Source organism: Micromonospora sp. ATCC 39149, assembly GCF_000158815.1.
GTDB lineage: Bacteria > Actinomycetota > Actinomycetes > Mycobacteriales > Micromonosporaceae > Micromonospora.
The window spans coordinates 2,083,514-2,096,549 of sequence record NZ_GG657738.1 but is presented as its reverse complement, the minus strand read 5'-3'; the positions used below and the strand labels follow the sequence as shown (position 1 = coordinate 2,096,549).

At 73.3% G+C, this 13,036-nt stretch carries 8 protein-coding genes and 1 pseudogene; 6 read left to right on the top strand and 3 right to left on the bottom strand.

The features are described 5' to 3' along the window. Positions 1-130: 130 nt before the first annotated feature. On the bottom strand, positions 131-2,263 hold the full coding sequence (locus MCAG_RS08635; protein WP_007072580.1) for a transglycosylase domain-containing protein: 2,133 nt from the start codon (positions 2,261-2,263) through the stop codon (positions 131-133). 121 nt (positions 2,264-2,384) lie between these two features. Between MCAG_RS08635 and cobC the strand changes: the two genes are divergently transcribed. The 3 genes from cobC to cobA are packed head-to-tail and all read left to right on the top strand — an operon-like array spanning position 2,385 to position 5,985. After that, positions 2,385-3,599, top strand: coding sequence for an Rv2231c family pyridoxal phosphate-dependent protein CobC (cobC, locus tag MCAG_RS08630; RefSeq protein WP_007072579.1), 1,215 nt, complete (start codon positions 2,385-2,387; stop codon positions 3,597-3,599). Continuing rightward, positions 3,599-4,840, top strand: coding sequence for a nicotinate-nucleotide--dimethylbenzimidazole phosphoribosyltransferase (cobT, locus tag MCAG_RS08625; RefSeq protein WP_007072578.1), 1,242 nt, complete (start codon positions 3,599-3,601; stop codon positions 4,838-4,840). The genes cobC and cobT overlap by 1 nt, the downstream gene beginning before the upstream one ends. Continuing rightward, positions 4,726-5,985 (top strand): uroporphyrinogen-III C-methyltransferase, encoded by a 1,260-nt coding sequence (gene cobA / locus MCAG_RS08620; protein ID WP_369751357.1) that lies wholly within the window; start codon positions 4,726-4,728, stop codon positions 5,983-5,985. Before cobT ends, cobA begins: the two co-directional genes overlap by 115 nt. 68 nt (positions 5,986-6,053) lie before the next feature. On the opposite strand, the gene otsB is transcribed toward cobA, so the two are convergent. Together otsB and MCAG_RS08610 are read right to left on the bottom strand one after the other, a co-directional pair. Continuing rightward, positions 6,054-8,660 carry a trehalose-phosphatase gene (gene otsB / locus MCAG_RS08615; RefSeq protein WP_050777910.1) on the bottom strand — a complete coding sequence of 869 codons (2,607 nt, stop codon included), beginning with the start codon at positions 8,658-8,660 and terminating at the stop codon, positions 6,054-6,056. Further along, entirely contained in the window at positions 8,657-10,057 is a 1,401-nt protein-coding gene (locus MCAG_RS08610; protein ID WP_007072575.1) for a trehalose-6-phosphate synthase, read from the bottom strand. Before MCAG_RS08610 ends, otsB begins: the two co-directional genes overlap by 4 nt. Before the next feature lie 401 nt (positions 10,058-10,458). Here MCAG_RS08610 and ettA point away from each other — a divergent pair, with 401 nt between their 5' ends. The 3 genes and pseudogenes from ettA to MCAG_RS08595 form a co-directional block, all read left to right on the top strand. Next, positions 10,459-12,135, top strand: a complete 1,677-nt coding sequence (gene ettA, locus MCAG_RS08605) for an energy-dependent translational throttle protein EttA (protein WP_007072573.1) — start codon at positions 10,459-10,461, stop codon at positions 12,133-12,135. 2 nt (positions 12,136-12,137) lie between these two features. Then, positions 12,138-12,593, top strand: a complete 456-nt coding sequence (locus MCAG_RS08600) for a thioesterase family protein (protein ID WP_007072572.1) — start codon at positions 12,138-12,140, stop codon at positions 12,591-12,593. A gap of 71 nt (positions 12,594-12,664) precedes the next feature. Continuing rightward, a pseudogene (locus tag MCAG_RS08595) lies at positions 12,665-13,036 on the top strand (hypothetical protein); the annotation flags it as partial.

The following is a 13,036-nucleotide window of genomic DNA, read 5'->3' as shown; positions in this document are numbered from 1 at the left end:
GTCTGGCGGGGCGTGCACGCCTCGCAACTCACGGTGCGCTGGGCCGGGTACCCGGAGATCGGGGCGCGGGTGGTCGCGGCGGCGCGGGCCGGCGCGGTGCTCGGCACTCCCGCGTGACCGGCCCGTGGCGTCAGCCGACGATGGCGTCGGAGGGTGGGGTGAACTGGCGGGTGGGCTGGCCCTTGAGGGCGTCGCGGAGGGTGTTGGCGACCGCGGCGATCGGGATCTGGGACTGGCCGTCGCCTACCGCGTTGAACGGGTTGTCCGGGTCCGCGATGAAGCTCGCCGCCGCCAGCTCGGGGGTGTACCCGACGAACCAGGCCGACCGGGTGCTGTCGGTCGTACCCGTCTTGCCGGCCACCGGCCGCCCCACCGTGCCCCGGACGCTGTCGGCGGTGGACCAGCCGCCGCAGCTCCCCTTCGCCGGGGTGTCGCCGGTCGGGCAGCGGGCGGCGTCGGTGGCGGCGCGGGCCGCGTCGGCGCTGACCACCTGCCGGCAGCGCGGCTTGGCGACCTCCCGCTCGATCCCGCCGGCCGTCGTGTACGTGGCCGGGGTGCCGTCCCGCTTGCTGATCGACTGGACCGGCATCGCCTCGCAGTACCGCCCGTCGGCGGCGATCGCGGCGTAGGCGTTCGCCATCTCCAGCGGGGTGGCGTCGGAGACGCCCAGGGTGAACGCGCCCCACTTCCTGGCCTTGGCCGGCGACGCATGCTCCCGGTCGACGTCGGTACGCCAGCGCAGCCCGAGCTGCTCGGCGAGCCGGACGGCGGCGTCCGCACCGACCTTCTCCTCCAGTTGGACGAAGTAGGTGTTCACCGACTTGCCGAACCCGGACCACATGGTCTGCCGGCCGGTCATCGCCCCGCTGGCGTTGGACGGGGCCCACCCGTCGTACACCTCGGAGTGGTAGCGGTACGGCGAGTCGTACGCGGTGGACAGCGGCATCCCGGCGTTGAGCGCGGCCAGCATCGGGAACATCTTGAACGTCGATCCGGCCTGGTAGCCGGGCAGGTCGCCGCCGCCGAGCAGGGGTGCCACGGTGTTCGGGTAGTTCGCCTTCACCTTCGGCGAGGCCTCCGGGTTGGAGCTGGGCCCGTTCTCGCTGATGTCCAGCGAGTAGTTCCGGTTCACCGCCATCGCCTTGACCCGCCCGGTGCCCGGCTCGGCGACCACGATGCCGTTGGCGAACGGGCTGCCGGTGTTCTCCTGGGCCCCGACGTTCTTCTCGGCCGCCGCCTGGATCTTCGGGTCGATGCTGAGCACGATCCGGTACCCGCCGCGGCGCAGCTTGTCCATCCGTTCCAGCCGGTTCTGCCCGAACGCGGGCTGGGCGCTCCACCAGTTCTTCAGGTAGTCGCAGGCGAAGCCCCAGGTGTGGTACTTCTCCGGCAGCGAGGCGCAGTCGTTCGGCGGGTCGGTGAGCTTGAGCCGGATCGGCTCGGCCTTCGCGGCGGCGACGGCGTCCGGGCTGAGGTAGCCGAGCTGCGCCATCCGGTCCAGCACGTAGTTGCGCCGGCCGGTGGCGTCCTTCTGGTCGGAGCTGGCCGGGTCGTACTCGGAGGGGGACTTGACCAGGCCGGCGAGGGTGGCCGCCTCGACCGGGGTGAGGGTGGCCGGCGTCTTGGTGAAGAAGATCTGCGCGGCGGCGTAGATGCCGTACGCCCGGTGGCCGAAGTACGCCGAGTTGAGGTAGCGCTCCAGGATCTGCTCCTTGCTCAGCTCCTTCTCGATGTCCATCGCCATCCGCATCTCCTTGACCTTGCGCAGGCTGGTCTGCTGGGTGGCCTCCTGGACCTCCTGCGGGGTCTTGGCGCTGTCCCGCAGGGCCATCCGGACGAACTGCATGGTCAGGGTCGACGCGCCCTGGGACACCCCGCCGGAGCGGGAGTTGGCCACGAAGGCCCGGGCGACGCCCTTCGGGTCGACCCCTCGGTGCTGGTAGAAGCGGCTGTCCTCGGCGGCCACGATGGCCTGCTGGATGTTCGGGGACATGTCGGACAGCTTGGTGTAGCGCCGGTACTCCTCGTAGAACATCGTCAGCACGGTGCGGCCGTCCGGCGCGTACACGTACGACGTCTCGGCGGGCAGCGCGGTGCGCAGGATGCCGGTCTTCTGTTCCACGGCGTGCGCGGTGGCCTGGGCGCCGAGGCCGGTGACGGCGGCCAGTGGGTAGAGCGCGCCGGCGATCACGATGCCGGCGATCAGCCCGGCGCGGAGGAGAGGGACGAGACGACCAGCGGAGGCAAGGGGTCGGTTGCTCACGGGGTCAAGTTATGACATTTCCGATTCATCCGTGAGAACAATTCATAAACCTGCGGCAGGTGACGCGGCCCACGCCGGCATGCGCTGTCCCACGCGGCGGCTTCCCGGCAGGATCGCGGACATGCGTGCTCACCTGGTGCCGCCACCACTCACCCGGGACGAGCCGGATGCCACCCCCACCCCCGCTGCGGTCCCCCCCGGTCCCGGTGGGAACCACCACGGCGACGGCACCGGCCACCCCGGCCACGATGTGCCGGATCTCGGTGCCGACGGGGACGGCCCCGGCCACGACGTGCCGGATCTCGGCCATCACGGGGACGCCGAGATCGGCGAGGGCCTGATCGACCTCGCCGTCAACGTCCGCCGGGCCACCATGCCGGACTGGCTGGCCGACCCGATCACCGCCGCCCTCGGCGAGCTGGCCGCGTACCCGGACCCCCGGCCCGCCCGCGCGGACGTCGCGGCCCGGCACGGCCGTCCTGCGGAGGAGGTGCTGCTCACCGCCGGGGCGGCCGAGGGTTTCGTGCTGCTGGCCCGCGCCCTGACCGGGGTGCGCCGGCCGGTGGTCGTGCACCCCCAGTTCACCGAGCCGGAGGCCGCGCTGCGGGCCGCCGGGCACCCCGTCGAGCGGGTGCTGCTCGACCCCGCCGACGGCTTCCGGCTCGACCCGGCCCGGGTGCCCGACGACGCCGACCTCGTCATGGTCGGCAACCCCACCAACCCCACCTCCGTGCTGCACCCGGCCGCCACCCTCGCCGCGCTGGCCCGCCCCGGCCGCGTCCTCGTCGTCGACGAGGCGTTCTCCGACACCACCGCCGCGCCGGGCGTCGACGGCGAGCCGGAGTCCCTCGCCGCCCGGCGGGACCTGCCCGGCCTGGTCGTGGTGCGCAGCCTCACCAAGACCTGGGGGCTGGCCGGGCTGCGGATCGGCTACCTGCTCGGCGAGGCCCCGCTGCTGGCCCGCCTCGCCGCCGCCCAGCCGCTGTGGGCGGTCTCCACCCCGGCGCTCGCCGCCGCCACCGCCTGCGCCTCCCCGGCCGCCGTCGCGGCCGAACGCGCCATCGCCGCCGAGCTGGCGGCAGACCGCGACCACCTGGTCGCCCGCCTGGCGGCCCTGCCCGGGGTACGCGTCGCGGGCCGCCCGGCCAGTGCGTTCGTGCTGATCCACCTCCCCGGCGCGGCCGGGGTGCGGCAGCGCCTGCGCGAGCGTGGCTGGGCGGTACGTCGGGGCGACACATTCCCCGGCCTCGGCGCAGACTGGCTGCGGGTGGCCGTGCGCGACCGGGCCACCACCGACGCGTTCACCGGGGCGCTGGCGGAGATCCTGGAGGCATGATGCTGCACACCACGATCGCGGCGATCCGACCGCTGGACGAGCCGGCGATGGTCGCCGCCGGTGAGCTCCAGGGCCGGCTCACCAAGCCGGCCGGCTCGCTCGGCGCCCTGGAGGAGCTCTCCGTCCGGCTCGCCGGCCTGGCCTGCGCCTGCCCGCCGCCGCTGCCCGAGCCGGCCGCCGTGGCGATCTTCGCGGGCGACCACGGGGTGCACGCCCAGGGGGTGACCCCCTGGCCGCAGGAGGTCACCGCGCAGATGATCGGCAACTTCCTGGCCGGCGGTGCGGTGGTCAACGCCTTCGCCCGGCAGGCCGGCGCCTCGGTCACCGTGGTCGACATCGGCGTCGCCGCCCCGCTGCCGGTCGTCCCAGCCCAGGCGGACGGCTCGTCCGGCGTCTCCGGTGGCACGAAGACGCCCCGCCTCGTGGCGGCGAACGTGCGCCGCGGCACCCGCGACCTCGCCGTCACCGCCGCCCTCACCCGCGACGAGGCCCGCGCCGCCGTGGAGACCGGCATCCGGGTCGCCCGCGAGCTGATCGACGCCGGGGCGGGCATCCTGCTCACCGGGGACATGGGCATCGGCAACACCACCCCGGCCGCCGCCCTGATCGCCGCGTTCACCGGCGTCGACCCGGCCGAGGCGACCGGCCGGGGCACCGGCGTGGACGACTGCACGTACGCCCGCAAGATCGACGTGGTGCGGGCCGCGCTCGCCCGGCACGCCCCCGACCCGGCCGACCCGCTGGGCGTCCTCGCCGCCGTCGGCGGACTGGAGCACGCCGCCCTGGCCGGGCTGATCCTCGGCGCCGCCGCCCGCCGGGTGCCGGTGCTGCTCGACGGGGTGATCGCGGTCAGCGCGGCGCTCGCCGCCGCCGCGTTCGCCCCGGACGCGGTCGGCGCGATGGTCGCCGGGCACCGCTCCGCCGAGCCGGGCGCCACGGCGGGACTGCGCCACCTCGGGCTCGACCCGCTGATCGACCTCGGGCTGCGCCTCGGCGAGGGCACCGGCGCGCTGCTGGCCCTGCCCGTGGTCACCGGCGCGGTCCGGGTGCTGCACGAGGTGGCCACCTTCGACTCGGCGGGGGTGGCCGAGAAAGTGAGCGCCCCGAGTTCCGTACCCCCCTGGGCCTGCGCCTGGCCGGCCGGCGAGTGGTCGTGGTGGGCGGGGGAGCGGTGGCCACCCGGCGGGTGCCGGCGCTGCTCGACGCCGGCGCGGACGTCCTGCTGGTCTCGCCGGAGCTGACCCCCGCGCTGCGCGCCCACGTCGACGCAGGCAGGCTGCACTGGGAGCCGCGCCGCTTCGTCCCCGACGACCTGGACGGGGCCTGGCTGGTCCAGGCGGCCGTCAACGACCCGGCGGCCGCCGCCTCGGTCAGCGCCGCCGCCGCCGAGCGGCGGATCTTCTGCGTCCGGGCCGACGACCGGGCCGCCGCGACCGCCTGGACGCCGGCGGTCACCCGGCACGGCCCGGTCACGGTCGCCGTCCTCGGTGGCGGCGACCCTCGCCGCGCCATGACGGTCCGCAACGCCATCCGCGACCTCCTCGGTGCAAGGAAGGGCCCCCTGTTAACGGATTCGGTAGAGGAAGGGCCCCCTGTCAATTTCCCGCCGGCCGAGGGGCGCGGGCCGGCTGCCGGACGCGAACCGGCCGCAGACCGGGCAGCCGGGCGGGTGGCGCTCGTCGGAGCCGGACCCGGCGACCCGGAGCTGATCACCGTGAAGGGGTGGCGGCTGCTCACCGAGGCCGACGTGGTGGTCGCCGACCGCCTTGTGCCCGGGCTGCTCCTCGACGAGCTGCGCCCGGACGTCGAGCTGGTGGACGCCTCGAAGATCCCGTACGGGCCGTCGCGCGCCCAGGAGGAGATCAACCGGATCCTCGTCGACCGGGCCCTGGCCGGGGCGTTCGTGGTGCGCCTCAAGGGCGGCGACCCGTACGTCTTCGGCCGGGGCGGCGAGGAACTGCTGGCCTGCGCGGCGGCCGGGGTGCCGGTGACCGTGGTCCCCGGGGTGACCAGCTCGATCGCCGCCCCGGCCGCGGCCGGCGTCCCGGTCACCCACCGGGCGGTGGCGCACGAGTTCACCGTGGTGTCCGGCCACGTCGCGCCCGACTCGCCGGCCTCGCTGGTGCGCTGGGACGCCCTCGCGGGGCTGCGCGGCACGCTGGTGATCCTGATGGGGCTGAAGAACCTGGCCGCGATCACCGAGACGCTGACCGCGTACGGGCGGCCGGCGGACACGCCGGTCGCGGTGGTGCAGGAGGGGACGACCGGCGATCAGCGGAGCCTGCGTTCGACGCTCGGGGCGGTGGCCGCCGACGTGGTCGCGGCGGGGCTGCGTCCCCCGGCGGTCGTGGTGATCGGCGACGTGGTTGGCGTGCTCGACACCTGAGGCCCTGAGGCCCGGACAGCCGTACGGGGCCGGAGGCGAGTGCCGCCGGCCCCGTTTCGCCCGTCAGGTCACTGCTTGAGCATGTTGTCCAGCAGCAGAGCGCAGCGGATCAGGCCGAGGTGGCTGTAGGCCTGCGGGTGGTTGCCCAGCCCGCGCTCGGCCAGCGGGTCGTACTGCTCGGGGAGCAGCCCCGTCGGGCCCGCCGTGTCGATCATCTGGGCGAACAGCTCCTCCGCGTCGGTGCGGCGGCCGGTGCGCAGGTACGCCTCGATCAGCCACGCCGTGCAGATGTGGAAGCCGCCCTCGCGCCCGGGCAGGCCGTCGTCCCAGTGGTACCGGTAGACGACCGGGCCGCTGCGCAGGTCCGCCTCGATCCGCAGCACGGTGGACAGGAAACGCGGGTCGTCGCCCGGGAGCAGGCCCGACAGGCCGATCCACAGCGACGAGGCGTCCATGTCCTCGTCGCCGTACGCGACGCTGTACGCCTCGACGTCGGAGTGCCAGCCGTACTCCAGCACGTTGGCGCCGATCCGGTCGCGCAGCTCCACCCACTCCGGCCGGTCCTCGCCGCCGTGCTGCCGTACCACGTGCAGCGCCCGGTCGACGGTCATCCAGCACATCACCTTGGAGAAGATGTGGTGCCGTGGGGGGAGGCGGGCCTCCCAGATGCCGTGGTCGGGCTCGTGCCAGCGGCGGCGGACCGCCTCGACCATGTTCTCCAGCACCCGCCACTCGTCGTCGCGGACCGAGCCCCGGGCGTCGGCGACGGCGGCGATGAGGTCGGCGATGGGGCCGAACACGTCGAGCTGGAGCTGGTGGTTGGCGAGGTTGCCGACCCGGACCGGCCGGGAGCCGGCGTACCCGGGCAGGGTGTCGATGACCGCCTCGGCGCCCAGCTCGTACCCGTCGACCGTGTAGAGCGGGTGCAGCCGCTCGGGGTGCCCACCGGTGCGCTCGATGCAGCCGTCCACCCAGCGCAGCAACCCCTCGGCCTCCTCGGTGGAGCCGAGGTCGACCAGCGCCCGCGCGGTCATCGCCGCGTCGCGCAGCCAGCAGTACCGGTAGTCCCAGTTGCGGACGCCGCCCAGCTCCTCTGGCAGCGACGTGGTCGCCGCCGCGAGGATCGAGCCGGTCGCCTCGTGGCAGAGGCCGCGCAGGGTCAGCGCGCTGCGGGCCACCAGGTCCCGGGCGGTGGTGGGCAGCCGCAGCGAGGCCACCCAGTCCTTCCACGGCTGCTCGGCGGCGGCCTGCCGATCGTGGACCGTCCGCCGGTGGTGCTCCAGGCTGTGTGTGCCGAAGCGCAGCTCCAGCACCACCTGCCCGCCGGCGGCGGACAGGTCGACGACGGCCTTCGCCGTCTCGTACCCGCCGTCGTTGGTGACCTGCCACTCCACCCCGGGGGAGTAGAGCGCGATCGGCTCGTTGGAGCCGAGCACCAGCAGCCCGTCGCCGACCGGCTGGAGCTGCGTGGCGACCTGGCCGAACTCGGGCCGGGGGGCGAACTCCACCCGGATCTTCCCGGAGCCGCTGAGCACCCGGACCAGGGTGGAGTCGCCGGTGACGACGGCCGGGCCGTCGGGGGTGGTCTCCCGGGCCGGCTTGTCCAGCCAGTCGGTGACGGTGAGGCCCGACCAGCGGGTCTCGACGGTCATCGTGCCCGAGCGGTAGCGCTGGCCGAGCGGGATGCCGCCGCGCTCGGGGGCGACGCTGAAGTGCCCGGCCGGCCCGCCGCCGACCAGGTCGGCGAAGATCGCCGCCGAGTCGGGCTTGGGGTGGCAGAGCCAGGTGACCTTGGCCTCGGGGGTGAGCAACGCGACCGTACGCCCGTTGGCGAGCATCGAGTGCCGCTCGATCGGGACGGCCCGTTCCCCGAAGAGCCAGTGCCGCCGGGTCTCCAGCAGCAGGCCCAGCGCCCGGGCGGCCTCGATCGGCTCGGCGACCCGGTAGTCCGCCTTCGTCTCGCCGGGGCCGATCTTGATGCCCATGTCCGGGCCGTGCAGGTTGCCGAACGCGTTCTCGTCGGTGACGTCGTCCCCGATGAACAGCACGGCGCTGGCCGAGAGCTGGGTGCGGAGCTGGTCGACGGCGGTGCCCTTGTGGGTCGCCACCACGGACAGCTCGATGACCTCCTTGCCCTGGGTGACGGTGACGCCGTCCCAGGTGGCCGGGCCGGTGCGGACCGCGTCGATCGCCGCGGCGGCGACCTGCGGGTCCACCCCGCGGGTGTGCACGGCGACGCTGGCGGGCTTGCGCTCCAGCCGGACGCCCGGGTGGGCGTTGGCGATCTCGCGCAGCACGTCGCGCAGCCGGGTGCGCACGGCGATCAGCTCGGGGGAGAGCCGCTCGACGAAGCCGATGTCGAACTCGGAACCGTGGCTGCCGACGAGGTGGACCTCGCTGGGCAGCCGGGAGAGCGCGGCGAGGTCGCGCAGCGCCCGGCCGGAGACCACGGCGACGGTGGTCTGCGGCAGCGCGGCGAGCGCGCGTACGGCGGCGACCGACTCGGGCAGCGGCACGGCCTTGCTCGGGTCCTCCACGATCGGCGCGAGGGTGCCGTCGTAGTCACAGGCGACGAGGAGTTGCGGAACGCGGGCTATCCGCCCGATGGCCGCCCGCAGCTCCGGGGCCAGCACTCCCGCGGCCAGGGCCGTTTCATCGTGGACGGACGTGTTCACGCAACCTCCGAATCAGGCACACCGAGCTCGGTGAGGAACGACTTCGCCCAGTGCCCCACATCGTGGGTGCGCAGGTGGCGCTGCATGATCCGCATGCGGCGACGGGCCTCGGGCTTCTCCACGTGCACGGCCTTGAGCAACGCGTCCTTGACCGCGTCCGGGTCGTGCGGGTTACACAGAAACGCCTGGCGCAGCTCTGTCGCGGCGCCGGCGAACTCACTGAGCACGAGCGCGCCGCCCTGGTCGGCGCGCGATGCCACGTACTCCTTGGCCACCAGATTCATTCCGTCTCGCAGCGGGGTCACCATCATGACGTCGGCGGCGACGTACATCGCCGCCAACTCACTGCGACTGTACGACTGATGCAGATAGTGCACTGCCGGCACGCCGACTCTGCCAAATTCGCCATTAATCCGACCAACCTCGCGCTCGACCTTGACCCGTAGCGCCTGGTAGTGCTCCACCCGTTCCCGGCTCGGCGTGGCCACTTGCACCATAACCGCGTCCGGCACTGTCAACTTTCCGTCAGCGAGAAGCTCGCGGAAGGCCTTGAGGCGGAGCTCGATGCCCTTGGTGTAGTCGAGTCGGTCGACGCCCAGGATGATCGTCTTCGGGTTGCCCAGCTCCTCGCGTATCTGCTTGGCCCGGGACTGGATCGCCGGGTCCTCGGCCAACCGCTCCATCTCCTTCGTGTCGATGGAGATGGGGAACGCGCCCGCCTTCACCTGGCGGCCGTCGACCTGGATCATCTGCCCCTCGTAACGTAGCCCGAGCAGGTGCCGGGCCAGCCGGACGAAGTTCTGCGCGGCCAGCCGCTGCTGGAAGCCGATCAGGTCCGCCCCGAGCAGCCCGCGCAGGATCTCGGTGCGGAACGGCATCTGCATGAACAGCTCGATCGGCGGGAACGGGATGTGCAGGAAGAAGCCGATCCGCAGGTCGGGGCGCAACTCGCGGAGCATCGCGGGGACCAGCTGGAGCTGGTAGTCCTGCACCCAGACCGTCGCACCGTCGGCCGCGACCTCCGCCGCCGCCTCCGCGAACCGCGCGTTGACCAGCCGGTACGCCTCGCGCCAGCGGCGCTTGTACGCCGGTGTCTCCACCGCGTCGTGGTAGAGCGGCCAGATCGTCGCGTTCGACTGGCCCTCGTAGTAGCGCTCCAACTCGTCGGCGCTCAGCGGCACCGGGTGCAGCCGGATGCCCTCCAGGTCGAACGGCTCGGGGGCGGGGCCGGTGCCGCCGGCCCAGCCGACCCAGGTCCCCTGGTGCTCGGCGAGGACGGGGTGCAGGGCGGTGACGAGCCCGCCGGGGCTGCGTCGCCACTGCCGCCCCTCGGGGGTGATCACCTCGTCGACCGGTAGTCGGTTCGCCACAACGACAAAGGAACTACGGACGGTCACGTTCGGCCACCTCCGGGTGCTGACGGGTCCACCGCAATGAGCGTACTGAGCGTAGCTGCGGCGTCTTGGCCCCCGTGCCGGAGTTACCTACCCGTCCCACACGGGCCGAACCGTGAAGGTGATCACCGCTGCCGTCCGGCTCGCAGGTCGATGATCGGCCACTGGTTCGGCAGGATCTCGCCCGGCGGTTCCCGCCGGTTCGTGTGCTCCGTGGGCGGGGTGATGTGGGCGTAGCCCGGCATACCTGTCAGGATTGACGACGGCGTGCGTTGTGGCCGGCCCCCGGCCGGCGGCGGCGAGCGTTGTGGCCGGCTCCCGGCCGGCGGCGGCGAGCGGCCCACGGAGCCCGCGCCCGCATCCCGAAGCGTCGTGATCAGCAATCAACGGAGGTAGCCCGCACCGTGGCCCAGTACATCTACGTCCTGGAAAAGGCGCGCAAGGCGCACGGCGACAAGGTCGTGCTCGACAACGTGACGCTGAGCTTCCTGCCGGGGGCCAAGATCGGTGTGGTCGGCCCGAACGGCGCGGGTAAGTCCAGCCTCCTCAAGATCATGGCAGGGCTGGACCGGCCGAGCAACGGCGAGGCCCGGCTCATGCCCGGCTACACCGTCGGCCTGCTGGCCCAGGAGCCCCCGCTCAACGACGCCAAGACCGTCCTCGGCAACGTCGAGGAGGCGGTCGCCGAGACCAAGGCGAAGCTGGAGCGGTTCAACAAGATCGCCGAGCAGATGGCGACGGACTACTCCGAGGAACTGATGGAGGAGATGGGCAAGCTCCAGGAGGAGCTGGACCACGCCGACGCCTGGGACATCGACTCCAAGCTCGAACTGGCCATGGACGCACTGCGCTGCCCGCCGCCGGACGCCGACGTCACCCAGCTCTCCGGCGGCGAGCGCCGCCGGGTGGCGCTGTGCAAGCTGCTGCTGGAGGCCCCCGACCTGCTGCTGCTCGACGAGCCCACCAACCACCTGGACGCGGAGAGCGTCTCCTGGCTGGAGCAGCACCTGGCCAAGTACGCCGGCACCGTCATGGCGATCACCCACGACCGGTACTTCCTGGACAACGTGGCCGGCTGGATCCTGGAGCTGGACCGGGGCCGGGCCGTCGGCTACGAGGGCAACTACTCCACCTACCTGGAGAAGAAGGCCGCCCGGCTGGCCGTCGAGGGCCGCCGCGACGCGAAGATGAAGAGGCGCCTCACCGAGGAACTGGAGTGGGTCCGCTCCAACGCCAAGGCGCGGCAGACCAAGTCCAAGGCCCGCCTCGACCGGTACGACGAGATGGCCGCCGAGGCGGAGAAGACCCGGAAGCTGGACTTCGAGGAGATCCAGATCCCGCCGGGCCCGCGCCTGGGCAGCACGGTCATCGAGGCGCACAACCTCTCCAAGGGCTTCGGCGACCGGGTCCTCATCGACAACCTGTCGTTCTCGCTGCCGCGCAACGGCATCGTCGGCATCATCGGCCCGAACGGCGTCGGCAAGACCACCCTGTTCAAGACGATCGTCGGCCTGGAGCAGCCCACCGACGGCCAGGTCCGGATCGGCGAGACGGTCTCCCTGTCGTACGTCGACCAGAACCGGCAGGGCCTCGCCGGCGACAAGACGGTCTGGGAGGTCGTCTCCGACGGGCTCGACCACCTCATGGTCGGCAAGGTCGAGATGCCGTCGCGGGCGTACATCGCGGCGTTCGGGTTCAAGGGGCCGGACCAGCAGAAACCGACCAAGGTCCTCTCCGGCGGCGAGCGCAACCGGCTCAACCTGGCGCTGACCCTGAAGATCGGCGGCAACGTCATCCTGCTCGACGAGCCGACCAACGACCTGGACGTCGAGACCCTCTCCAGCCTGGAGAACGCGCTGCTGGAGTTCCCCGGCTGCGCCGTGGTCATCTCCCACGACCGGATGTTTCTGGACCGGGTCGCGACGCACATCCTGGCCTGGGAGGGCGACGACCAGGACCCCGCGAAGTGGTTCTGGTTCGAGGGCAACTTCGACTCGTACGAGAAGAACAAGATCGATCGGCTCGGGGCCGAGGCGGCCCGCCCGCACCGGGTCACCTACCGCAAGCTCACCCGCGACTGAGCATGGCGGACCGCTTCGTCTACCACTGCACGCTGCGCTGGTCCGACCTGGACGCGTACGGCCACGTCAACAACTCGCGCTTCCTCACCCTCTACGAGGAGGCGCGGGTGGCGTTGATGTTCGCCGGCGGCCGGGCATGGGGAGTGGGCTCGTTCGCCGACGGGGTGGTCATCCGCCGGCACGAGGTCGACTACCTGCGCCCGGTCGACTACGCGCTGGGCCGGGCCACCGCGGAATCCGCTCCCACCGTCCGGATCGAGCTGTGGGTGGAGGAGATCCGGGTGTCCCGGTTCACCGTCGCCTACGAGCTGTACGACGGCGACACGCTGGCCAGCACCGCCCGCTCGGTGCTGGTCCCGTTCGACCTGGCCGCCCAGCGCCCCCGGCGGATCACCGACGAGGAGCGGGCCTTCCTGTTGTCGTACGCCTCCGGCGGCGCGGCCGGGAGGCCGGCGTGAGCGACGCCCCGGCGCGCCCACAGGGCTTCGGTCCGGCCGCCGGAGGCGCCGGTCCAGCCGGTGGACACGGGCTGACCGGGGTGGCCGACGCGGGCGCGTTCCTGGCCCGGCTGGTCCGGCTCGACCCGGCCGCGCTGGTCCGGCTGCGCCCGGCCGAGCCGGCGACCCCGCCCGGCGTCCGGGTCGGGGGCCGGTCCGCCCCCGGCCGGTCCGGTGGCGGGTCGGGAGCGGGCGGACCCGCCGCGGCCACCGGCCGAACGGCGCTCTGGGCCCGGCTGCCATGGGGCGTGCTGGCCGTCCGGACGGTGGCCGGAACAGGGTGCGGTGACGCGGCGGTGCCCGCCCGGGACCTGCTGGCCGCCCTGTCGTCCGGCGCGGGCGAGCTGACCGCCCGGCGGGACGCGCAGTGGCGCTGGCCGCTGCCGCCGCCGGTGAGCCGGCCG